Origin of the sequence: Streptomyces sp. ISL-12, from assembly GCF_018614415.1 — a bacterium.
GTDB lineage: Bacteria > Actinomycetota > Actinomycetes > Streptomycetales > Streptomycetaceae > Streptomyces.
The window spans coordinates 1-22261 of sequence record NZ_JAGGOO010000095.1; the positions used below are offsets into that span (position 1 = coordinate 1).

At 69.5% G+C, this 22261-nt stretch carries 26 protein-coding genes and 3 pseudogenes; 24 read left to right on the top strand and 5 right to left on the bottom strand.

Annotation, left to right across the window (positions count from 1 at the left end):
- Positions 1-193: 193 nt before the first annotated feature.
- The 7 genes and pseudogenes from J7I94_RS24925 to J7I94_RS24955 all read left to right on the top strand — a co-directional run.
- Positions 194-754, top strand: a complete 561-nt coding sequence (locus J7I94_RS24925; RefSeq protein ID WP_215170225.1) for a hypothetical protein — start codon at positions 194-196, stop codon at positions 752-754.
- Between the two features lie 116 nt (positions 755-870).
- Positions 871-1674, top strand: a complete 804-nt coding sequence (locus J7I94_RS24930; RefSeq protein ID WP_215170227.1) for a hypothetical protein — start codon at positions 871-873, stop codon at positions 1672-1674.
- Positions 1675-1746: 72 nt separating this feature from the next.
- Entirely contained in the window at positions 1747-1992 is a 246-nt protein-coding gene (locus tag J7I94_RS24935) for a hypothetical protein (protein ID WP_215170229.1), read from the top strand.
- Between the two features lie 269 nt (positions 1993-2261).
- Positions 2262-2723 (top strand): RRQRL motif-containing zinc-binding protein, encoded by a 462-nt coding sequence (locus J7I94_RS24940; RefSeq protein ID WP_215170231.1) that lies wholly within the window; start codon positions 2262-2264, stop codon positions 2721-2723.
- A gap of 115 nt (positions 2724-2838) precedes the next feature.
- Positions 2839-3351: a hypothetical protein gene (locus J7I94_RS24945; protein WP_215170233.1), complete on the top strand. Its 513-nt coding sequence runs from the start codon at positions 2839-2841 to the stop codon at positions 3349-3351.
- Positions 3348-3691: pseudogene (locus tag J7I94_RS24950) on the top strand (hypothetical protein). Before J7I94_RS24945 ends, J7I94_RS24950 begins: the two are co-directional and overlap by 4 nt.
- A pseudogene (locus J7I94_RS24955) lies at positions 3688-3837 on the top strand (ATP/GTP-binding protein); the annotation flags it as partial. The pseudogenes J7I94_RS24950 and J7I94_RS24955, both read left to right, overlap by 4 nt.
- Positions 3838-3887: 50 nt before the next feature.
- Here J7I94_RS24955 and J7I94_RS24960 read toward each other — a convergent pair.
- Together J7I94_RS24960 and J7I94_RS24965 are read right to left on the bottom strand one after the other, a co-directional pair.
- Positions 3888-4547, bottom strand: a complete 660-nt coding sequence (locus tag J7I94_RS24960) for a response regulator transcription factor (protein ID WP_215170235.1) — start codon at positions 4545-4547, stop codon at positions 3888-3890.
- On the bottom strand, positions 4544-5839 hold the full coding sequence (locus J7I94_RS24965; RefSeq protein ID WP_215170237.1) for a sensor histidine kinase: 1296 nt from the start codon (positions 5837-5839) through the stop codon (positions 4544-4546). Before J7I94_RS24965 ends, J7I94_RS24960 begins: the two co-directional genes overlap by 4 nt.
- Positions 5840-5971: 132 nt before the next feature.
- Here J7I94_RS24965 and J7I94_RS24970 point away from each other — a divergent pair, with 132 nt between their 5' ends.
- The 4 genes from J7I94_RS24970 to J7I94_RS24985 all read left to right on the top strand — a co-directional run bounded on the left by J7I94_RS24970 (position 5972) and on the right by J7I94_RS24985 (position 8685).
- Positions 5972-6880: an ATP-binding cassette domain-containing protein gene (locus J7I94_RS24970; RefSeq protein WP_215170309.1), complete on the top strand. Its 909-nt coding sequence runs from the start codon at positions 5972-5974 to the stop codon at positions 6878-6880.
- Complete coding sequence (locus J7I94_RS24975) at positions 6877-7737, top strand: ABC transporter permease subunit (protein ID WP_215170239.1); 861 nt, start codon at positions 6877-6879, stop codon at positions 7735-7737. Before J7I94_RS24970 ends, J7I94_RS24975 begins: the two co-directional genes overlap by 4 nt.
- Positions 7738-8014: 277 nt before the next feature.
- On the top strand, positions 8015-8518 hold the full coding sequence (locus J7I94_RS24980; protein WP_215170241.1) for a hypothetical protein: 504 nt from the start codon (positions 8015-8017) through the stop codon (positions 8516-8518).
- Positions 8485-8685, top strand: coding sequence for a hypothetical protein (locus J7I94_RS24985; protein WP_308114691.1), 201 nt, complete (start codon positions 8485-8487; stop codon positions 8683-8685). Before J7I94_RS24980 ends, J7I94_RS24985 begins: the two co-directional genes overlap by 34 nt.
- 106 nt (positions 8686-8791) lie before the next feature.
- Here the strand turns inward: J7I94_RS24985 and J7I94_RS24990 are convergent, their stop codons facing one another.
- On the bottom strand, positions 8792-9628 hold the full coding sequence (locus tag J7I94_RS24990) for a phosphotransferase (RefSeq protein ID WP_306522412.1): 837 nt from the start codon (positions 9626-9628) through the stop codon (positions 8792-8794).
- On the opposite strand from J7I94_RS24990, the gene J7I94_RS24995 reads away from it, so the two are divergent.
- The 10 genes and pseudogenes from J7I94_RS24995 to J7I94_RS38585 form a co-directional block, all read left to right on the top strand.
- The gene (locus J7I94_RS24995) at positions 9609-10106 is read left to right on the top strand and encodes a GGDEF domain-containing protein (protein ID WP_215170247.1); all 498 of its coding nucleotides are present in this window, start codon (positions 9609-9611) and stop codon (positions 10104-10106) included. The two genes, J7I94_RS24990 and J7I94_RS24995, sit on opposite strands and share 20 nt — an antisense overlap.
- A complete protein-coding gene (locus J7I94_RS25000) occupies positions 10103-10543 on the top strand; it encodes a hypothetical protein (protein WP_308114692.1) in 441 nt (146 codons plus the stop codon). The genes J7I94_RS24995 and J7I94_RS25000 overlap by 4 nt, the downstream gene beginning before the upstream one ends.
- The gene (locus J7I94_RS25005) at positions 10540-10818 is read left to right on the top strand and encodes a hypothetical protein (RefSeq protein ID WP_215170251.1); all 279 of its coding nucleotides are present in this window, start codon (positions 10540-10542) and stop codon (positions 10816-10818) included. The genes J7I94_RS25000 and J7I94_RS25005 overlap by 4 nt, the downstream gene beginning before the upstream one ends.
- Before the next feature lie 22 nt (positions 10819-10840).
- The gene (locus J7I94_RS25010; RefSeq protein WP_215170253.1) at positions 10841-11014 is read left to right on the top strand and encodes a hypothetical protein; all 174 of its coding nucleotides are present in this window, start codon (positions 10841-10843) and stop codon (positions 11012-11014) included.
- A gap of 236 nt (positions 11015-11250) precedes the next feature.
- The gene (locus J7I94_RS25015) at positions 11251-11913 is read left to right on the top strand and encodes an Lsr2 family protein (RefSeq protein ID WP_251075696.1); all 663 of its coding nucleotides are present in this window, start codon (positions 11251-11253) and stop codon (positions 11911-11913) included.
- Entirely contained in the window at positions 11913-12668 is a 756-nt protein-coding gene (locus tag J7I94_RS25020) for a hypothetical protein (RefSeq protein ID WP_215170254.1), read from the top strand. Before J7I94_RS25015 ends, J7I94_RS25020 begins: the two co-directional genes overlap by 1 nt.
- A 443-nt stretch (positions 12669-13111) precedes the next feature.
- Positions 13112-13438 (top strand): hypothetical protein, encoded by a 327-nt coding sequence (locus J7I94_RS25025; protein ID WP_215170256.1) that lies wholly within the window; start codon positions 13112-13114, stop codon positions 13436-13438.
- A gap of 251 nt (positions 13439-13689) precedes the next feature.
- The gene (locus J7I94_RS25030; RefSeq protein WP_251075697.1) at positions 13690-14385 is read left to right on the top strand and encodes a cyclopropane-fatty-acyl-phospholipid synthase family protein; all 696 of its coding nucleotides are present in this window, start codon (positions 13690-13692) and stop codon (positions 14383-14385) included.
- An 88-nt stretch (positions 14386-14473) separates the two neighbouring features.
- On the top strand, positions 14474-14908 hold the full coding sequence (locus J7I94_RS25035; RefSeq protein WP_215170259.1) for an HIT family protein: 435 nt from the start codon (positions 14474-14476) through the stop codon (positions 14906-14908).
- Positions 14899-15141, top strand: a pseudogene (locus J7I94_RS38585) (MerR family transcriptional regulator); the annotation flags it as partial. The gene J7I94_RS25035 and the pseudogene J7I94_RS38585, both read left to right, overlap by 10 nt.
- 339 nt (positions 15142-15480) lie before the next feature.
- Here J7I94_RS38585 and J7I94_RS25040 read toward each other — a convergent pair.
- Positions 15481-16722 carry a ParB/RepB/Spo0J family partition protein gene (locus J7I94_RS25040; RefSeq protein WP_215170261.1) on the bottom strand — a complete coding sequence of 414 codons (1242 nt, stop codon included), beginning with the start codon at positions 16720-16722 and terminating at the stop codon, positions 15481-15483.
- Entirely contained in the window at positions 16719-17882 is a 1164-nt protein-coding gene (locus tag J7I94_RS25045; RefSeq protein ID WP_215170262.1) for a ParA family protein, read from the bottom strand. Before J7I94_RS25045 ends, J7I94_RS25040 begins: the two co-directional genes overlap by 4 nt.
- 571 nt (positions 17883-18453) lie before the next feature.
- On the opposite strand from J7I94_RS25045, the gene J7I94_RS25050 reads away from it, so the two are divergent.
- From J7I94_RS25050 to J7I94_RS25060, 3 genes are all read left to right on the top strand, one after another.
- Positions 18454-19581, top strand: coding sequence for a site-specific integrase (locus tag J7I94_RS25050; RefSeq protein WP_215170311.1), 1128 nt, complete (start codon positions 18454-18456; stop codon positions 19579-19581).
- The gene (locus tag J7I94_RS25055; protein WP_215170270.1) at positions 19578-19922 is read left to right on the top strand and encodes a helix-turn-helix transcriptional regulator; all 345 of its coding nucleotides are present in this window, start codon (positions 19578-19580) and stop codon (positions 19920-19922) included. Before J7I94_RS25050 ends, J7I94_RS25055 begins: the two co-directional genes overlap by 4 nt.
- Before the next feature lie 204 nt (positions 19923-20126).
- Positions 20127-22253, top strand: a complete 2127-nt coding sequence (locus J7I94_RS25060) for a hypothetical protein (RefSeq protein WP_251075698.1) — start codon at positions 20127-20129, stop codon at positions 22251-22253.
- The last annotated feature ends 8 nt before the right edge of the window (positions 22254-22261 follow it).

Genomic DNA, 22261 nt, shown 5'->3' on the forward strand with positions numbered 1-22261 from the left:
CGCGTCGACTCCCTCCTCCGCCTTGCAGCTGCACGCACCAGACCCCGCTCACCGGCATGGACAAGTCCCGCCGGTGTCCTGCGTCCTGATCCAAACGACAGGCCCTAGCCCTCCCCCGCTGCACGACGCCGAAGGGCGCCGCCGGAGAACGACCCCCGGCGGCGCCCTTCGGCGTCCCCTGCCTGGAGCCCCGATGTCCCAGACCGCGCTCTCCCCCGGCATAGACCACCCCACCCCGACCACCCAGTCCGTCCCGGCCGCCGCGCCGCCGGCGGAGCTGACCCTCGAGGAACGCCTCACCCTCGTGAAAGCGGAGATGACCGCGCGCCTGGACGAAGCGGCCGTCGCCTACGAGGTCAACACCGCACACATCCCCACCGATCCCGTGGATCTGGCCGACGTCGTCACCATGCCGCTGACCCCGACGCTCCAGCCGCCGCCGCAGTCCTACCGGACCCCGGTCGCGGCCCTTCTGCAGCGCGCCCACCACCGGCTGCTCACCGGCGGCTGGTGCTCCGGCGCCCTGGTCGACGAGGACGGCGCCCGCTGCATGCTCGGGGCCATCCGGATCGAGGCCCGCGGCGACAGCGGCCTGGAAGCCAACGCGGTCTCCGTGCTCCTGGACGCGATCCGCAGAAAGTTCGGCGGCGACGTCGACTCCGTGCCCTCCTTCAACGACGCGCACGGATCGGCCCGCACCCCGCTCCGCATGGTCGACCAGGCCGCCGGCCTCGCCGACGCCCGCGGCCTCTGAACCGCTCCGGACCACCTGCCTCGCACCCGAACCCTTCGCGGTCGGGTGCGGGCCAGGCCGTCCGGCCTGCGCACCACCACCCACCACACCCGCCCGAGCGAGGGAGACGCCCCGCCATGCAGTCCGACGACAAGCCCGTCAACGGCCAGCCCATCACCGGTCACCACAACCCGAGCTTCCTCGACCTGCTCAACCAGACGCCCCCGCCGCCCGACAAGAAGGACTGGCCCCGCCCGAAGCGCTTCGCCGGGCTGCGCGAGGCATGGGACGCGTCCTGGAAGCAGGGCGGCTTCCTGTACGAGCGATGGGAGGACGTCCGGCACGCGCGGTTCGCGGGCTGGCACGGGATGGCCAACTGGATCAAGGCGGCGCTCAGCCTGGCCAGCGTGTGCGCGTTCATCATCGTGCTGGACGCCGCCGGCGACATCGTCTCCGCCGTGGCCCACCGGATCGCCACCGCGACCCCGGAGACCCAGCTGGCGTCCGAGACCTCCAACAGCTTCTGGGCAGTGATCGACACCCCGATCCGCACGTACATCGCCCAGCACACCGCCGGCCTCGCCGTCAGCGGATCCGCCGTCTACGCCTTCTGGCAGGCGGTCGGCCTGTTCGGCCTGGTCGGCGGCTTCTTCCACAGCACCGGCGCCCGCATCACCTACACCCTCTGGGGAGCGGCAAGCGTCGGCATGGTGTGGTCCGCCTCTCCCGCCGACGGCCGCACCGTCGCCACCGGGATCGCCGTCCTCGCCTGGACCATCGCCTCCGTCTTCGCCCTGCGCGGCCTGAGCCTGCGCCCGGTCATCCACACCGGCTTCCACCCCCACATCGACATCCGCCCCGAGGTCCACGTCCCGGCACAGCCCGCGCCCGTCCACGACGACCTGGGCGACCCGGACAACGTCCACCCGCTCCAGCGCTGACCACGGCACCACTTCCACCCACCTGCCAGCACCGCGCCGACCACGGCGCGAGCCCGGACTGAACGGAATCCCATGAAGCTGCACACCAACGAGTTCTGGGTCGGCACCTACCACGGCCGCCACGACGGCCGCCCGGTCACGGTCACCGCCACCCGCGACGACACCCGCCCCGAGCCCTTCGCCTGGACGTGCACCTGCGGGGCCTCCCGCAGCTTCGCCACGGAGGACGGCGTGGACCGCACCGCCTGGCGGCACACGCACCCGACCCTCGTCGACCAGCTGAAGCAGAAGGCCGCCCGACTGCTCCGCACCCGCTGAAGTCCTGACGCCCTGCCCGGTCCTCGCCCGCCCCGCACCCCGGGGCCGGGCGAGGACGGGACAGGCCGCCCGGCCGAACGCACCACCTGCCGCGCCCCGCCGACACCAGCACCACATCGACGGGGCGCAGCGCTGCCCACTGACGACTGGAGGAGATCACTCGTGCTCATCCCCCGCCCGCGCCGCCGGATCGGCCGGCCCCGCCCGCAGCGTCCCGGCCCCCGCTACCCGCAGCGCCCCGACCTGCTGCCCGGTGCCTGGAGCCGCTGATGCCCAGGAGGCGCAGGAAGCGGCGCCGCGAGATCAAGCGCGTGCCCCGTTCGGAGGCGACCCTGCCTGAGATCGATCGCGGCGCGGTCCCCGAAGGGCTCGTCACCCGGCGCCAGCTGAGGGACATGGGCCTCAGCCCCGGCGGCAACGACGGCCCGGTCGCGGTTCTGCGCTGCAAGTGGTGCTCGTACCGGCCGCAGTGGTCGTGCAACCACCCCACCCGCGGCTTCCTGCTCCGGGTCGACCTGGCGAAGCCCAAGCGAGTCCCGACGCTCGCTCAGGAATGGGCCCTGGACCGGGCCATGGCAGCTCGCCAGACCTGCGGGGACTGCGGGAGGCGGTTCTTTTTCTGCCTCTCGAAGAAGCTCGGCTGTTGCATCGAGTGCTTCGACGGCACGCCCGTGGACCCCAGCAGCTACCACGCACCCGCAGCTCCCGCCGCTCACCGGCTGGCCGCGTAACGCGGACCCCGTCCCGGCCGCACAGGCCGGGACGGGGCCACACCGGGCGGCCGCAGCACCGGCAAAAGGCCGGCCGCCCGCTCCCTCACCTTTCGAGATCAGGAGAACCCCAAGCATGCATGCTCACCGTCCCGCCGTCTTCGCCGCCCTGCTCGGACTGACCCGCGCCGCCAGCGCCGCCGGCGACTTCTGGATCCAGGACGACTTCTGTGCCCGGGTGAAGGGCGCCTCCGACGACCACCCGGTCACCTACGAGAACCCGGCCACGAAGGAGAAGACGACCCACGGCACGGCCGACGGCCGCAAGGCCTGCCTGCACCACTGCCTCACCTACACGGCCACGCAGGCGATCGTCGCCGGGGCCGGCGCCCGCGCGCTCGGCATCCGGGTCCACCCGGCCGCCGCTGCGGCCGCGCTCGCCATCTCCTTCACGACCCACTACGCCGCGGACCGACGCGTCCCGGGCAAGGGCCTGTTGGAGCGGATCGCCACCAAGACCGGCAAGGGCAACTTCTACAAGCTCGCCGACTTCGGCATGAACGGCGCCTTCCACCTCGACTCCGCCTGGCACCACGGCTGGGAAACGGTCGCCGCCGTGGTCGCCACCACCAAGGCGACCACCCGATGACCAGCCGCACCCGCCTGGACCGGGTGCGCGCCTCGCTCGGCATCGCCCAGCTCGCCTCCAGCAGATCGAGGACGACCTGAACGCCGACGACATCGACGCCCGCGAGCTCGCCGCGATCCTGCGCGAGCTCCAGGAGGGCATCAACGTTCCCGGAGGTCTCTTCCCCGCCCTCGCGCAGTTGGTCAGCACCGCCGCACGGCGGGCGGAGCAGCTCGAGCCCGACCGCGACGGCGATGCCTCCTGCCCCCTGCACGAGGCCGCCGCCCTGATCACCGACAACGCCGGGCAGCGCCTGAACTGGGCTGCCCGATCCCTCGACCCGCAAGGAGAAGACGCATGACCTCGGTGCTCTACCCCGACCTGCCCGAGAACGGGCTGATCGTGCTGATCGGGGCCTCCGGAGCGGGCAAGTCCACCCTGGCCCCTACCTGGCCGGCCTCCCAGGTCCTCTCCCTCAACGCCCTGCGCGGCACGGTCAGCGACAACTTCTCTGTCAAGTTCTGCGTGTTGAACTTTGGCCTCTCCAGGGAGCCCGCTCAGTAGGACGGCGCCACTAGACCCGCTTCGTAAGCGAGGATCACGAGTTGGACCCGGTCACGTGCGTCGAGCTTGGCGAGCAGCCGGGTCAGATAGGTCTTGGCTGTGGCGACGCTGATGGAGAGCTGGTCGGCGATCTCGGCGTTGGACAGGCCCTTGCCGACCAGGGTGAGCACCTCCCGTTCCCGGTCGGTGATGCGCTCGAGTTCCGTCCGCCGTGGTGGCGCCGCTGTAGGGCGGTCGGCAAACTCCCTTATCAGTCTGCGGGTGACACTCGGTGCGATGAGGGCGTCCCCCGCGGCCACGATACGGACTGCGGCCAGGATGTCGTCCAAGGCCATGTCCTTGACCAGGAACCCGGATGCGCCGGCACGGAGAGCTCCGTAGACGTAGTCGTCGTCATCGAAGGTCGTCAGCACAACAACGCGTGCAGTGCTGGTGCCCGTGGTGATCAGGCGGGTGGCTTCGATGCCGTCCATGCCGGGCATCCGGATGTCCATCACCACCACGTCGGGGGTGAGTTCCGTGGTCAGCCGGACCGCTTCGGTGCCGTCTCCTGCCTCGCCCACGACCTGGACGTCCGCGGTGTCGGTGATGACCATCTGCAGGGCGGCGCGGATGAGGGGCTGATCGTCGGCGAGTACTACCCGGATGGTCATCTGGTTCCAGCCTTCGCTGCGGGGTCGGCGCCTGCCGCTGTCGGCACCGGAAGCCGGGCGGCTACTCGGAAGCCGCCCCCCGGACGCGGCCCGGCGGTGAAGCGGCCGTCCAGTAAGGCGATCCGCTCCCGCATGCCGACCAGGCCGAATCCGGTGTGCGGGTTCGTCGGGTTCGTGTCGCTGCCCTTCCCTTGGTCGACGACCTCGACGACGAGTTCGTCCTCGCGGTACACGACTTTCACCTGACAGTGATCAACAGCCGCGTGTCGTACGACGTTGGTCACCGCCTCCTGGACGATCCGGAACGCCGCGAGGTCGATGTCTACGGGGAGCGGGCGGCGTTTGCCCTGCCACCACACTTCTACGCGGACACCGGCGGCCGTGGTCGTCGCGGCGAGCCGTTCCAGATCCGCCAGACCGACGGACGGTCGCAGAGGAGCCTGTGCATGCCCCTGGTCGTGGTCGGTTGGTCCCTGATCCCGGGTGGAGGGTTCCTGCTCCTGGTCGGCCTGCCGCAGTGCGCCCAGCATCCGCCGCAGTCCCGCCAGCGTCTCACGCCCTACCTGTTCCACGGTGATCATGGCCTCGCGGGCCCTGGCCGGCTGTGTCTCCACCACTCGGGCTGCGGCTCCGGCTTGCATGGCGACGATGCCGATGCTGTGGGCGACCGTGTCGTGCATCTCGCGGGCGATGCGCAGCCGTTCGGCGGTGATCGCCTGGGCGGTGACCCGGGCGTGCAGCTCCGCGGTGTGGGCACGGGCCTGGTGCACCGAGTTGCCGATGAGCCAGGCGATGATGACCGTCAGGGCGACGAACGGTTCGGAGGCGGTGCCGGATTCCCCTCCCGTGGCCCACCGCAGGACGAGGTATCCGGCGAGCACGCCCAGCGTTCCGGCGGTTGCGGTGATCGCGGTGCGCCTGGGCCGGGTGGCCGCGACGTAGCAGAGGGCGACATCCACCCCCAGATACTGCAGGGGCAGAACTTCGTCCTGCCGCCAGGCCACCGACGAGATGATCGTGCCGACGATCACCAGACCGTACGCCACTGCCGTCTGACGGCGCAGCAGCGCGCTGCCGGTCAGGACCACCAGGAAGGCAAGGGCGAGCAGCGCCTGGGCCGTGAGCGAGTCAAGGCCGTCCCGGGGATAGCTGAGGGAATACTCATGCCGCGGCGGCATCAGGACGTACTCGACAATGGGCTGCACTGCTGCCACGACCCACACCAGCGCCGTCCACAGGCCCGGCGGTATGCGCCTAAGCAGCGGCAACGGCGGTGATGGTGAGGCGGGCATGCCGAGATCGTAAGCGCGTACACGCCACAGGGCATCGGCCTGCGGTCGTACAACCGGGGTCGACACCGTGCCCGGCGATTGTCAGCACCGGTCCGACGACGAGTGGGGGCGGCGGACGGCACCGTGGGCGCCGTGATCGAAGTCAACGAGCTCACGAAGCGATACGGCGGTACGACAGCCGTCAAAGGCCTGACCTTCACCGTGCGCCCCGGTCAGGTGACCGGATTCCTCGGGCCGAACGGCTCCGGCAAGAGCACCACGCTCCGGGTGATCCTCGGCCTGCACGAGCCCACCAGCGGCGCGGCCACCATTGATGGCCAGCCCTTCCGTGATCGCCCTCGCGGCCTGCGTCATGTCGGTTCCCTCCTCGACGCGCACGACGTACACGGCGGGCGCAGCGCGGCGGCGCATCTGTCGGCGCTGGCGCGTAGCAACCGCATCCCCCGACGCCGGGTGGACGAGGTGCTGCGGGAGGTCGGTCTCGCCGAGGTCGCCCGGCGCCGCATCGGCGGATTCTCGCTCGGCATGAAACAACGGCTCGGCATCGCGTCCGCCCTGCTCGGCGACCCGCCAGTGCTGCTCTTCGACGAGCCGCTCAACGGCTTGGACCCCGAGGGAGTGAAGTGGGTGCGTGAGCTGTTCAGACGGCTCGCCGCCGAAGGGCGTACCGTGTTCGTCTCCAGCCATCTGATGTCGGAGATGGAGCACACCGCCGACCAGCTGATCGTGATCGGCCGTGGCGAACTACTCGCGGCGGAGAGCCTCGCTGAGTTCTCAGCCCGCAGCGACCGGCGGAGCGTCACCGTGACCACGCCCGCCGCGACCGCGCTGAGGGATCTGTTGACCGCCGAGGGCGCGGCCGTCCACGCGGAGGGAGAACAGCTCACCGTGACCGGCCTGACCGCGGTGCGGATCGGCGAGATCGCCCGACGGCGCGGTCTCCCGCTGCATGAGCTGAGTACCCGGTCCGCCTCGCTGGAAGAGGCCTTCATGGAGATCACCGCCGACCGTATCCAGTTCCCCGGAGGAGATCCCCGATGACCGCGACCACCACCACGACCATGGACGTTCCCGGCGGCGAACGCGCCGCCCGAGACCCTGGCGCCCGCTTCCGCGATCTGGTCGCCGCCGAGTGGCTCAAACACCGGTCGCTGCGTTCGACCTGGATCGCCTACGGGGCCACCGCCCTGGCCGTCATCGGCTTCAACGCGGGCACTGCCTATGACACGTACAGCCACTGGACGCTGCAGGTGTCGAAGGACCGCGCCGCCTTCGTCAGCGACGGGATCGCGCTGCAGCAGGCGTTCACCGCGAACGCGGCACTGCTCATGGCCCTCGCCATCGGCGCCATCGGCGCCCTGGTGATCGTCGGGGAGTACAGCACGGGCACCATCCGGACGACGTTCGCGGCCGTCCCGGCCCGCCGCTCGGTGATGGCGGCCAAGGCGGTCGTCGTAGTGATGGTGACGACCGTCTTCGGCGCGGTCGTCGCCGGTGCTTCCTTCGCTCTGACGCAGGCCATTCTCGATCGCCGGGACGCGGGCGTCTCCATCGGCGACCCGGGAGCCTTCCGCGTCGTCCTGGCCTCCGCCCTCCTCGCGCCGGTGTGCGCGCTCGCCGGCGTCGCGCTCGGCGCCGTCATCCGACACACCGCCTCCACCATGATCACCTCGGTGGTGGTCATCCTCGTGCTGCCGCTGTTGCTGACCGACGGTCGCCACTGGTCGTCGGTCGCCGGGCACACCCTGCCCTACCGTGCGTGGCTCCGGCTCGTCGATGTCAACTACTCCCCAATTGCCTTCCCGTGGAGCACCGGCGGAGCCTGGACCGTCTACACGGTGTGGGCGGGCGTCGCATGTGCGATTGCCGTCACCAGCGTCCACCGGCGAGACCAGTGAGTGGTTAGGGATTGCAGAGAGCGGCTGATCAGCCTGGGCAGTCGCCTCCGCTCACAAGCAGTTTCAGGCGATTCTGCAGTGTCGGCGCCGCCACTACGCCAGGCCAGAGGCCAGGGATGTGGAGCTTTCCAGGCGGGTTGCCTTAGGCCTGCTCAGGGCTTGGACTGCCGCGATCTACGCTCGCGGAGGGGATCTGTGGCTGGGCGGGCAACGCCCGTACCACGGGAGCGCGCTCGGTCAGCTGCTGGCGCAGCAGACGGTTCTCCACCGTGGACTGGTGGAGGGCGCAGACCAGAGCTTCGACGTCGGCCTTGAGCTGGGCGATCTCTTCGGCGTCGGCAGCCCGGAGCTCCTTGACCGCGTGCTCACCGCCTGCTGCCGGGCCGGATACGTGACGGACATTTCCCAGCCCGGCCACCCGCCCCAGCCCGGCCGGGACGGCCACCAGTACACCCAGCGCGCCTTCACCACCGGGTTCACCACCGACCCCCAGATGCTGGCCCGGCTCACTGCCGCCGCTGACGCGGCCGGCCTGATCGTCGTGCGCACCGCCCCGACCGGCCGGGGCGCGACCGCTGTTCCGGTGCCCACCCGCGACGGCCGTCCCTGCGCCGCCGTCGGCCGGCACCTCGACGAGCAGAACCTGCGCCATCAGTGGGAAGGCCACATCGGCTCAGAAGCGCTCGACGAACTCCTCGGGGCGGCGCAGGTGTCCGTCGTCGACCCCGAATGGGGCAGCAACCGCCTGTGGCCGGTCCTATTGAAATCATCCGCAGCCTGACCGAGCGCATCGCAAAGGCCAAGCTCAACGGCTGGCTCGGCGAAGAAGAAGGCCTTCGCGTGAGCCTGGAAGCCGCACGCAACAAGCTCACCGCCCTGGATCGCGCCCGAAACCAGAACACAGCCCGGATCGCCGATCTCGGAATCCCGCAGATCAGGAAACCCTGACACGCGCGAGGCGCGGCCCACCTTACGCCGCGCCTCGCGTCCAGGGCACGATCATGGTGCTTCGAATGCCACCTGAGCTCTGGGCGCTGAAGACCGGAGCGTGGTCTCAGGCGAGAAGCCTGGACAGCCGGGCAGCTTGTTGCTCGGCCGTTCCTGGCGGATTACGAGGGCGCTCAGGGTCGTCGAAGGACAGAAGGAACAACCACACGAGTGCCAGCAACCTGCGGACCTTCGGAAGCCGAACACGTTCGGCAGCATTCAAATCGAACTGACCCAAGAACGCCTCAACATCCAGAGGCTGGTCGACCCAGCTGGCGACGTGCTCGGTGATCTCTGCCAGTTCGAAAGAACGGTCGCTGAGACCAGAGTCCTCGAAGTCGACGACCCGTACGCGGGAGCCGTCCCAGAGATAGTTGGCGAGATTGCCGTCGCCGGGACCGAAGACCAGAGGGACATCCGGCTGGTCGACACGGTCCATCCCCGAGTGGGTCAGCCATGCAAGGCCGCGGTCCATGGCTTCGCCCACCGCACTGCTGACTCGTGGACGAGCTTGCGGCGCCCAAGCACGAATTTGGGCGATGAGTTCGTGCTGGCGACCGGGCCTGACAGGGATTTCGCTCAGGACGTCCGCAGGCACGGCCGCATAGAGCTCACTTGCTGCAGCAGCCAGGGCCTTCAGCTGTTGAGCACTGAGCCACTGTCCTCGAAGCGGTTCACCTGGCAGGCGCGACATAACCACGACCGGCTCTTCGGCCACAAGGTCCGCGCTCTGCGGCACAGGGGCCAAGTCCGGTGCATACGCAGCGAGCAGCGTCAGCGCACGCCACTCCCGCTCGCCCCCCTCACGCCTCTCGCGCCGAAACCTCTTGATCACACTGCCGGGTTGGAGCTCGACAGCGTGAGTACTCCACGGAACGGAAGTCATGAAACGCGATCTTGCCATCAAGCACACAAGCCCCGATGCCGTAGTCCGGGAAAAGTCCTTCAAGGACGTCAACGACACGATGGGCCACCCGGCCGGGGACGCCGTCCTCAAGGAGATCGCGACCCGGCTCACCGCCTGGGCGGGCCCGCGCGCAGCCGTGGGCCGCCTCGGTGGTGACGAGTTCGCCGTCGTCCTCAAGCTGCCCGCCGCCCGCCGCGAGATCCGCCTCGCGCAGCTGGTGCAGAGGCTGCGTACACCAGTCACCCTGGACGACGGCCAGGCGGTGGACGTCACCGCCTCGGTCGGCACCGCGACCGGCGACGTCATCGGCACCCGCGACCTGTCCGCGTTGCAGCGTGCGTCCGATGCCGCCCTCTACGAGGGCAAGTACTGCGGCCGCGCGGCCATCGCCACCGCCGCGCTCGCCACGTTGCCGTCCGTCAACGACCGCCTGGCCGGCCGCCCGGGCACGAGCCTGTGGGGGCGAGCCGCGTGAGCATCACGCCCCAGCCCGAGGGCGACTGGATCCGCGGCATCACGATCCGCCAGCCCTACGCCACCTGCATCCTCGCCGGGAAGAACCCGGAGAACCGTCCCAGGCCCTGGCCGTGGCGCGGTTGGATCCTGATCCACGCCGGGCAGAAGCTGCAGCGGCACGCCCTGCATGACCCGCTGGTCGCCACCGCGATCCGCGGCCGCGAACTGCACCTCGGTGCGGTCATCGGCGTCGCCCGCCTCACCGGCTGCCACCCGGACCAAGGACCCGAGCAGTGCACCAGCCCCTGGGCGGAGCGCGGCGCGCACCACCTGGTCCTCGACGACGTCCAGGAGCTCGCCCTGCCCGTGCCTGCTACGGGCGCACTTTCCACCTGGAAGCCGAAGCCGGACCTGCTGACGCAGGTGTTCCAGCAGCTTCCCGGCTTCCGGCCGTGACCCGCACCCGGGGCAAGAAGCCGCTGTTCGAGCCGGGCTGCGTCCCGGCTCCCGGCGCTCTCCTCGACTGGCGCGACAGCCAGCACTTCGACCACTGGCAGGACCGCCCCTGCGCAATGTGCGACAAGCCCACGCCCATGCGCTCCCACTACGGGGAGCCCGTGCACAAGGCGTGCGCTCAGGACTGGATCGCCGCGAACCCTGTTGAGGCCCGCCTCGGCCGGTTCGCCTCCGACGTCCAGCCCAAACGCCAGCGCGACGACGACCACGCCTGATCCCTCCGTCTGGAGGCCCCCCTTGAGCAGCACCCATCGTGACGTCGACCACGCCCTCGCCTACCCCGAGCCGCCCGCCTCCCCGCTGTGGCACCGCCGCGGCCCGAAGGCCCGGCCGCTCACCCCGGCCCAACAGAAACGCAACCGCGAGCTGCTGGACATCGCCCAGCGCAAGCCCCGCACCAAGGCCGCATAGGAGGGCGCCGGTCATGTTCACCGACATGAAAGAGGCCCTCGCAGCCGAGGACCTCGAACTCACCCCGCTCGGCAGCGGACAGCGCAGCGCCGCCTCCCGGGTGGTCGCCCACTACGCCCGCGACAAGGACGACCTCACCGACCTGCTGAGCGCGCTCGGACTGCCCTGCGCCGAGGCCGATCTCGTGCGCTTGTTCCCTCACCTCGCCCGCCGACGACATCCCGACCGGAGAGACGATGCCTGTCAACGCCTTCACTGCCACGGCTGCCTCCATGCTCACCAGCGGCGACAGCCCCGAGCACGTTCGCACCACGCTCGGACTGTCCAAGGACGAACTCACCGAAGCCGTCCGGCACGCCGACACAGCCGCCCCCGCTGCTCTCTCCGAGCCGCCCTTGGACGACAGCCCCGGCGCCCCGGAGGCGTCCGCCGTGGCGACTACGTCCGGCAGCACCGTGGGCACGGCGGACACAGGCGGGATCGAGGCGCTGCTCGTCTGGGCGGATAGGCACCCCGCCGCCGGCGTCCGCAACCGGGCCGCCCGCGTACGCAGCGACCTCACCGAACTGACGGAGCGCCGCTCCGCCGACGCCGCCCAGCAGCGGGCTGAGGAGCGCGTCGCGAAGGCCAAGGCCGACCAGGATGCCGCGCAGGCGCAGCTGCGTGCGGTGAAGACCGGTCCCCGTGCCGCCACGGCCGACCAGGATGCCGCGCTCCTGGTCCCTGCCGGGGCCCCTGCGGCGCGGAGCGGCAAGCGCAGCAGGGAGGAACTGGCTGCGGTCCGGGTATGGGCACGTGACAACGGGCACCAGATTGCCAACCGGGGCACCCCGCCCAGGGCCGTTCTGGACGCCTACGACGCCGCCCACCGCACCACCGACGGGGCGGAGGCGAGCTGATGGACGCCCTTCCCATCGTGCTGGACGGCTTCCTTGCTGACGACGCCGAACCCGGCGACCGCGAGGGCGCCGTCTGCTGGCGGTTGACCTGCTCCGCCGGCACCGACCACCTGCGGGACGAAGCGGTCATCCCCTGCACCACCATCAAGCCGGAGATCGCGCAGGCCCTGCTCACCGAGCGGCAGCCCGGCGACCTGCTCCGGGTCACCGGCCACCTCACGCTCCCGGACACCGCCGACGGGGTCATCCGGCTGCATGCCGACACCCTCGAAGTCCTCTGGGAAGCCCCGGCACTGGCCCTGGACGGAGACGGGGATGATGCGGGCACCGTGACCGCAAGGGGCGCGGACGCGGAGCGTGACACAGCGATCGAAGCCCTAGCCGAAGCCCTCACCGCCCTGGCCGGCGCCCACGGCCCGGAGACGGGAATCCGTATCCACATCAGCCCGACCGGAGTCCTCGGCTCGGGCCGTCAGCACTGCCACAGCATCGTGATCACCCCGGCCCGCGCCCACCAGCTCGCCGACCAGGCTCACACCATGGGCTGCCACCTGGACAGCGAACGCCCCGACGCGGGCACCGTCCCGGACTCCCGGACGATCGCCGACATCACCGAGCTGTTCGAGGACATCGACCTGGTCAGCCTCACCGGCACGGTCCTCAGCTCCACACGGCCCGAGAACCGGATGCAGGTCACCCGCGCGATCGACGACATGTTCGGCGACGTCTGTGACCTCGAGGACCCCGAACCCTGACGGCAACGCCCGTACCTGACCACCTCAACCCCGAGCGCCGTGCCCCGCCCACCGGCAGGCACGGCGCTCCCTCGCATCCCCACAGGAGACCCATGGCCAGCATCACCATCCGCGTAAAATCCCGGCACGCCGACAACACCCCCTGCAAGCACGCGGTGAAGCCCTCGGGCAAGCCACGCAACCCCGCCTCCGGCTGCCCTGGCCGTACCGCGTATGCCGTCGTCTGCTCCGAGCACGGCGATGTCGGCCGGCCCCACCACGTCAGGCAGCTCGCCGAGCCCGCAGCCGCCGAGCACCACCAGGAGACCGAGCCGCCCTCGCCGCCCACTGACCCCGCCCCCCGCCCCGGCCCGGGGGCTTCCTGCCGCGGCGGGGCGGCCGCAGCCCGGGCTCCGACCGCCCCGCCGGCCTTCGTACCCATTCCTTCACCCAGGAGCAGCCCCATGACGGATGCCTCCACCCACCTCACCCGCCTGCGTACCCGGCTGCTGGCCGTCGCCTACGCCAACACCGACGTCCGGACGCAGTGCGCGGCCCTCCGCACCGACCATGCCTTGGCCGCGCTTGCCCACCACGACCCCGCCGCATCCGAAGACCTCGCCGCCACGCTCGCCCCCGATTTCCTCGACGACACCCGCATCCTGGGCGCAGCGGCGCAGGCCGGCCACAGCTGGTCGACCTTGGCATGCCGGTCTTTACCGATCCGCCAGTCGCGAACGCGGCCACGACGCCACAGTCGAGTACCTCCATGTCCATCGCCCCGGGTATGAGGCGGGATCAGGCAGCTGGGCGTCTGCGCAGAGGATGCCGCGGCGGACGGCCTCCCGGGCTCGACAAGGACCGCTCCAAGAAGCGCTATACCGTCGAGTGCGCGATCAACAAGCACAGGAGCCGATGCGGTGAGACGAAAACGGATTGCTGCCGGGCACGTGATCGGGTTGGGTCCGTGCTCGTGACTGCTTTGAACGATCTCGTCCGTCCGGACCGCTACCCACGCTCCTCTAGCTATGACCCCGCCTGGTTGCTCGACCTTGACATGGGGCCGAACCCGCTTTGGCTGCTGGAAGATCTCGCCCACGATCTCGACCTGCGCCCGGGCATGCGGGTTCTCGACCTCGGCTCCGGCAAGGGCGCCACGTCGGTGTTCCTGGCACGCGAGTACGGAGTCGAGGTTGTCGCGGCCGACCTGTGGATCGCCCCCGAACAAGCGGCAGCGGTCTTCGCCGAGGCGGGTGTCGGCGACCAGGTGAAGGCTGTGCGAGCGGAGGCGCACGCCCTGCCGTTCGAGGAGCAGAGCTTCGACGCGATCGTCAGCGTGGACGCCTTCGAGTACTTCGGTACGGCGGACAACTTTCTGCCTTACCTGCTGCGCTTCCTCCGGCCCGGGGGACAGCTGGGCATGGCGACCCCCGCCATGACACGGGAGATTCGTGAACTCGGCATGATCCCGCCGCACATCAAGGAAGTGGTCGGCTGGGAAGCGATCGCCTGGCACACGGCGGAGTGGTGGCGCTTCCAGTGGGACATCACCGAGTTGGTGAAGGTCACATCCGCGCGGCTGCAGCAGGACGCCTGGCAGGATTGGCTGCTTTGGGTCCGGGCCAGCGCCGAACACCATCCCGACGGCCAGAGCGCGAACCAGCCTGTTATCGACATGCTCATCGCAGACGAAGGAGAGTTCCTCTCCTTCGCCCTGGTCACCGCACATAAGAACTGAGCAGATGCCACGTCGACGGTCTATCTCTCCAGTCGTGATCGGAGAGACAGAACCTAGTCCGGCCAGCGCACCCGCCATCGGGAACCGGATGCAAGAGACCGGCTCCCGCGTCCACGTCATCCACCACCACATCGTCGTCCACGAGTGGAACGACGCCCTTGCGACCGCTGCAGTCGTGGTGATCCGGCAGAACGGGCAGTTGGGGCGCGGGTGTTTGCGGGGTACCGATGGCCGGTTGATCGTGCCCCGCAGCGGCGGCTGCACCGACGGCCACCTCTTGGTCCTGCCACGCGGTCACGTTGCCGACTTCACGACCGACCCTGTCGTCTCCGCCACCGTGCAGCTGCGCGCCGCCGAGCTTGCCGCGCAGATCGGCGGTCGGTGGAGCTACCTCACCTCCTGCGGCCCGGATGCCACACAGACCGTGTTCCACCTGCACGGCCACCTCGTCCCCCGTACCGCCGACGAGGGCCTCGCCCTCCGCTGGACCCACCCCACCAGCGAACAGGAGCCCGTCCGATGAAGCAGCTCGGCTTCGTCCTGAAACAAAAGCGCGACTTGCTGGACGCCACCGACAACCTGGACAGCGGTGGCGCTTTCGTCGGCGGCGGGTGCGAGATGCTGCTGTAGCGGGTGCGGACCTACCAGCAGGCCGTCGCCGAGCAGGTGGAGAAGCTTCGTGTCCAGCTGACCCGCGCCGAGAACTTCGCCGCCACCCTGAGCGCAGGCCTGGGACGGCCGGTGCTCAACGTGTGACACCTCTTGGAGCCCGGGCTTCGATGGTCGGCACTCCCGGCCCGTCTCAATGACGTGCTTCGCCCTCGGCTGAGCGGCTGAGCGGTCGTCCCGCAGAGCGTGCACCATTCAGTCGAGTCAGTGGCCGCCGCGGCATAGTCGACTCGGACGCTCTTTGCCCGTGGCTCGGGCCGTTGGACGCCGAAGGCCCGGCTTCCCTGCTCGTCAGTTGCAGGGCGCCGGGCCTCTCTCGTTCGGCTTATGCCGGTTTCACTTGTTGTCCGCGGACAACAAGCCGCAGAGGAGTCGACGGGTTTGCCACGGATGCTGCCTAAGGGGCCTCCTGCTGCGGAGATGGTCTCAGACTGACTGCTCCTGGTGGGTGATCTCATTCACCAGTGCCACGTACTCGTCTGGGTGCTGTTCACGCAGGATCCTGAGCAGCAGCCGTGCCGACTCCGTGAAGACCGCTGGCTCCATTTTGCGGTGCAGATGGTTGACGACGAAGTGGGCATCGTCGTATGGCAGCGGGCGGGGTTGTTCGCCCTGCTTTGTACCGGCTGACGACTCAGTGTTTGGCTTTGAAGTGGTGGAGGATCCAGAGCCAGGAGGGGCTGGGGTGCGCTGAGTGGACTGGCGTTGGGCGGGGGGCTTGGCCGTGCTCTGCGCAGGTTTGTTGTCCACGGACAACAAACCTGTCCCCGGCTTCGTCTGCTGTGCCTGGTCGCCCAAGCCACCGTTCGCCGGGACGGGCTTCGTGGCCGGCGAAAGCTCGGCGGGCTTGTTGTCCGCGGACAACAAGCCCGGGTTGTTCCGGCGCAGCGCCTCGAGCTGGCTGCGTTCGGCCTCCTTGGCCAGGGCTGCTGCTTCCTTCGAGGCCTTCAGGTGGTCCAGCAGGGCGGCGGCATCGACCCCGGGATTGTCCCTGGCATACCGGGCCAGCATGCGTCCGTCGCGCTCGGGCAGGGCGCCGGAGCTGAGCATGAGCTGTACTTCTTCGGGTAGCTCCAGCAGTACGAGCTGGTTGGTCACCCACGAACGGTCCTTGCCGAGTTGTTCGGCGGCGCGGGTGCGGGCCCCCCGTTCCGTGGTCTCCGCGCACACGACGACCAGTTCCTGGACGCCGCGGGCGCGTTCGATGACGTCGAAGTCCTCCCGCTCGAGGTTCTCCTTCAGCAGGTGGTTGACGAAGGTCTCGCGGTCTGCGGCGAGGTCGTCGCGGACAACGAAGTCCAGCGCCTCCAAGCCGACATGGACGGCGCTGCGGTAACGCCGTTCACCGTTGACCAGGACGTGCGCGGCATCGCCGATCAGGCTTTCGTGGTCGGGCCACAGGGCCAGGTATGCCGCCCGGGTCACAGCGACGCACGCTGCGAGTTGCGCCTGGCGGAGTTCCTCACCGAACCGGGTCTTGTCCTCGTCGCTGCCGAAGTTCCGGCGCGGGTTGAGGGGGGTGGGGGAGACCTCGTCCAGATGGAGCCGCACCAGTTCGTATGCGGGGACGTCTCCCTGCGTGACGGCCTTGGCGCGGCCGCGGGCGCTGCGGCTGCGCCGGGCACCGCTGAAAGAGGAGCCGGTTCCCAGCTTGTCGGCGACGCTCATCCGCTGATCCTCCGTGCAATCGTCCGCATGGCCTCTGCCTGCTCGCAGTAGGGGGCGTAGGCCAGCAGGGGCTGCTTGAGCCGTACGGCCTCTCGTTGGTCCTTGAGTTCCGGCACGATGGCGAGCACGGGCGGTTCGCCGAGCTTCTGCCATTCCTCCAGCGAGGATGTCGCAACGTAGCCCTTGCGGCTGTCGTACATGTTGACGACGAAGCCGAGCTGGGCGATGGAGATGTCCATGTCCTCGACGAGGTCGCCGATCTGCTCGTCCAGCATGTCGTAGGCGTCGGCTGAGGAGTCCTCGGACAGGACGGGGATGACGATGCCCGAAGCCCCCTCTTCCTCACCCTCCCGGGTGCGGCAGTAGTAGATGGCCGTGTCCATGGTGTAGCCCAGGCTCGGCGGGCAGTCGACGACGATGAAGTCGAAGTCGTGCTCCAGTGGCTCGAGAGCCTTTTCCAGCGCCGTCTCCTTGATCCGCACGGCGCGGCTCGTAGCGAGCTTGGCGTCCAGGAGAAAGGCGTCCTTGCAGGCCGGCAGCAACCAGAGGTGGTCCTCGAAGTCCCCGCCCTTTATGGGCACCAGCAGGTCCGCGAGCTGTCCGTCCTTCACCTCTGCGAGCACGTGCTTGGCGAGGCTGGGGGAGTCGATGTCGATGAGCGGGTGCCCGAGCTGCTTGGTCAGGTGACCTTGAGGATCGAAGTCGATCAGCAGAGTGCGGTGTCCGGACTCGGCGAGGGCCTGGGCGACGCCGGCGGACACGGACGTCTTCCCGACGCCGCCCTTCTGGTTGCCGAAGATGAAGCGGCGCGCCCCGGTAGCTCGCTGTGGCTTCGGGCGGGGTGAGGGGTGCTCATCGAGCCACAACCGGATCGACTGGGCGATGCCCTGGTTGTAGCTGATGCCTCGGGACTTGCAGTCCCGCTTCAGCTTGTCGTACAGCCCAGCTGGGAGATAGGTCGCGAACGAGGTACCACCGGCCGTGTCCACAGCGGGGTAGCCCTTGGCCTTTGTCTGGCGCCAGGTTTCGACGCCCTGCGTCACGGCGTCCTGGATGTCGGTATCCATTTCAGCAGCTCGGACCTTGAGTTCCTTACGGAGCTCAGCCGGTAGCTTGGCTACTACCTTTTGCCGCTCTGCGGGATCATAAGGGGCAGTCATGGCGCTACCTTACTCACCTTCCGGATCGCAGAGCTACGACAAAGCTGATCGCGTCGCTTGTTGTCCGCGGACAACAAGCAAACAAGTGCCTCGACTGCTCCGACCGCCGGTCTCACCCGCTGAGCTGGACCGACCTGACGGGGCCTTGCCGAGTCAAATGGCGCACTACCACGCAAGATGACGTGCGCTCAGTGGCTGGTCCCGGACACTGTGCGTACCGATCAAGTGCCACACGACGTGCGGGGTTCCGGTGCGGTGTTCGGGACCGTACTCCCAGGTGGCGCGCCCGGCAGAGCCGGTGCCCGCAGACCAGGTGAGTTCGTAGACGCCGGGGGCGAGCCGGACACGCTTGACTGGTGGAGTACGTACGGGTTCGTTCGTGGCCGTCTGGCGTGTCGACGTCGCATTTCAGCTGGTAGATCAGCGTGCTGGACCCGTTCACTCGATGGTGTGAGATCTCCGAAATAACTCGCAGATTCTGCGAGTGATCGCCGTAATCTACGGCTTTGTGTCGGATCTCGAAAGTCGCACCCTGTCGCTCGTACGCACCGTGCCGGAGCCAGGCGTGCCGGTGGACCCGGCCTCGGTGTCGGTCGAGGCCGGGCTCGCTGACGTTGTGACGCTTCAGCGGCGCCGACAGGCGAGAATCTCGGCGCACGATGAGGAGAGCTTCTTCCTGGACACGCTGTCGGAGTATCAGTGGGCCCGGGACGCGGCGGGGCTGGCGCAGGAGACGCTGGATGGGCTGATCAAGCCGGTGATTGAGGTCTGTGAGTTCTACGGCACGGTGCCGTGGCTGCTCTCTTCCCGTGAGGTCGACCGGTACTTCGCCGGGCCGGGGAAGCGGGCCCAGTCGACGATGCGGTACAAGATCGGCAAGATCGACCGGTACTTCGCGTTCCTGGAGCAGCGGTACGCGGGCGAGATCATGAGCCGTTTCGGGGCTGTGGTCGAGTCGCCGATCGATCCGTTCAACAGGCCCCGTCACCGCGGGGACTTCGGGCTGCGGATCCCGCCGTCGCAGGTGGCGATGAAGGACTTCTTCGGCCGCTGGCGCGAGGAACTGCCCCGGTCGCGGAAGTACCTGGTCGCCTGCCGCGACTACGTGATGACGAAGATCGCCTACCTCTCAGGAGTCCGTGCGGCGGAGTTGTGCGGGGTCTGCATGGGGGACGTGCACTGGGAGCACGGTCAGTGGGGCCGGTTCGTCGTCCTGGGCAAGGGCGCGAGCGGTTCGGGGCCGCGGCCGCGCGAGGCGTACCTGTTCCAGGAGGGCCGGGCTCTGCTGTGGTGGTACATCGAGGAGATCCGGGGCGAGTTCGGCGACGATGCCGAGCACCCGCGGGCGCCGCTGTGGCCGTCGGAGCGCAAGCCGACGGCGGTCGCGGCTCTGAACCTGCCGATCGCGCCGGTGATCGTGCCTTCGACGTTCCGTCGCGCCCTGCACAGCGCGGCGGCGAGTTACCTGAGCGGGCCGGTCACCGACCTTTTCCCGCACCTTCTCCGGCACGCGTGCGCGACCCACAACTACGAGCGCGGGATGACGTTGTGGGAGGTGCAGAAGGTCCTCGGACACGCCTGGGCAACCACGACTCTTCGGTACATGGCGACCGCGCAGGCCGATCCTGAGCACGCGAACCTGGAGGCCAGCTCCCGGGCGGCCCAACGACTGGTGATGGACAGGGGGAACCTGAGGTGAAGTGGAATCTGCGGATGGTGGCCGCGCAGCGGGATCTGTGGCGGCCGACCGAGGTGCTGGCCGCGTTCCGGCAGGTCGGGTTCAACCCGTCGCTGAGCAAGGTCGCCGCGCTGTGGGGCGGCACTCCGGTCACGGTGCGGCTGGAGGACCTGGACCTGATGTGCGCCGCGCTGGGCTGCACCGTCGCGGATCTGCTGCAGGCCGAGCCCCTCGCCGGGGCCCAGGCGGTGCCGGAGGAAGGGGAGCGGACGGCCGACGGCGCGGAGTTGCCGTCGGGACCGGTGCGGCCGGTGCCGGGAAGCCGCCGGGGGAGCGGGCCACGCTCGCTCCCGCCGAGCTGAGCGCCGGTGGCCGCGGACCGGGCAACGGCCCGGAGCTGTGCGGACTGTCTGGGCTGGGTCGTCCTCAACCAGAGGGGAGCCTGCGCCGGTTGCAGGCGCTGGCGACAGCACTACCGCGAGCGGGCAACGTGTCCGCGGTGCCGGCACGAGAGGCTGCTGAACTCCGACGGGCTGTGCCGCTCTTGCCTGCAGGCGATCCGGCTGATGGACGACGCCGAGTGGGCCCTGGGCATCGAGGGGGCACCGCCGCGTGACCTCCAGCTGACGGTCGGCGTCTATCACGACCGCGCGGACTCAGCCCGCCAGCTGAGCCGGGCCGGCGGCACCGGGCCGCGGACCAGCGAGGTGTGGAACCTCAGACTCAGGCAACAGCGCGCGGGCGCCGAGCATCGGCCCGCGGTGCTGGAGCCGGGCGCGTGGGGGCAGATCCCGATGTTCACGATCCCCAGGACTTTGACCGCAGACACGGTCCGGGCGGTCGCGGCCCGTCCGGTGCCCGGGTGGGAGAGAGCCCAGGCGGTGCTGGAGGAGATCGCTGCTGAACAGGGGATGAGCCGCGGAAACCGCTACCGCAAGGCCGCGCTGCTGCGGCTCGCGCTGGCGGTCCGCGCGGCCGAAGGTACCTGGCTGCTGCCCGAGGTGCTCCTGCGAGACCTGCCCGCTGGCCGGACCACCATCCGCCTCGTTCTTCAGCGGGCCGGGCTGCTGGCCTCTGAGCCGGAACCCCTGCGACTGTTGCCAGCAGGTCGGCGCCCACCCCGGACCGTGGCTGGCCGGGTGCCCTGGTGCCGGATGCCGCATTCGTGTGCGGACTGCCAGGCGTGGATGTCCTCGGGCCAGTACGGTTCTCGCTGCACTCCCTGTCAGCACTGGCACGCCAAGCTGGCGCGGAGCACTTGCACACGCTGCCGTCGGCAGGAACTCCCGCTGCGGAAGGGCCGCTGCCGCGGCTGCCGCCCGTACCGTCTCCTCGACGACGCCCAGCCCACCACCACCCAATACACACAGCTGCTGATCGACGTGCCCGTCGGCGGATCCGGACCGCCCCCGCCAATCCCGGTCGATGAACCACCTCACCCGGACCTGCCGCCCGCTCCAGCGCACGCCGCCTCCGGACAGGAGCAGCTATTTACCATCCGGCGCGACTGGACGCGGCTGCTGCCACACCTCCAGGGCCGGAGCACGGCCGAACTGGTGCTGACTGGGACGACCGCACGGTTGGTCGAGGACTTCAGCCGGGTTCTGCACGAGCGGCAGTCACCCAGCCACAACAGCAACATCCGCACCCTGAGCATCCTCCTCTACTGGTGCGGCGCCCAAGCGGCCATCTCCGAACGGGACGTCCATGACCTGGCCCGGACCGGCCCAGACCTCAAGGCCAAGACCGTCTGCCAGTTCCTGCGAGACCGGGGCCTCCTTCTCCAGGACCCCGACCTCCACCGCGACGTCGATCTGGCGTGGATCGACATCACCCTCGCCTTGCTGCCGGAGATCGTCGCCGACGAAGTAGGGCAGTGGGTGATGGTGCTGCGAAGTCGGGGGCGTCACGCGGGCGAGGTCCGCGGCTACGACGGGATCCGCCCGTACTTGGCCTCGCTCCAGCCTGTGCTCACTTCTTGGGCGGAGGCCGGTGTGCTCTCGCTTCGAGAGATCACCCGGCGCCATGTCGATGCGGCCGTGGACGGCAATTCCGGACGTACCCGCCGCCAGCTCGCCCTCGCCCTGCGCAGCCTGTTCAGGACGTTGAAGAGGGAACGGGTGGTCTTCCGGGACCCCGCCCAGCACCTTCGCGTCGGCAGCCCGACTGGGATCCCCAAGCCGGTCCCCAGTGACCTGCTGGCCAACGCTTTGCAGCAGACGAAGACCCCGCTCGGGCGTCTGGTCCTCGTCCTGGCCGCTGTCCACGCTGTGCCCGTCCACGAACTCCGCACGATCCTGACCTGCGACCTGGACCTTGCACGTGGCACCCTCGTCATCCGCCGCGGCCTTCGACGGCACACCCTCTACCTAGAGGAACTCACCCACCAGATCGCAGCCGACTGGCTGGACTACCGCCACCGCCGCTGGCCCGCCTCGACCAATCCCCGCCTGATCGTCAGCCAGAGATCGGCGCTCGACCCCGACCATCCCGCGGTCGGCAAGACCCTGCTCCGCGACGACGTGCCCCAAGGGCTCACCTTGGTCGGCCTGCGCCAGGACCGCATCCTCCACGAGGCAGCCGAAACCGCCGACCCCCTCAGGCTGATGAGGCTCTTCGGGGTCACGGAGAAGACCGCCATGCACTACGTCACCGCCGCCCACCCCGAACGCACGGCGAAGCTGCCCCGGTGACGCTTCAG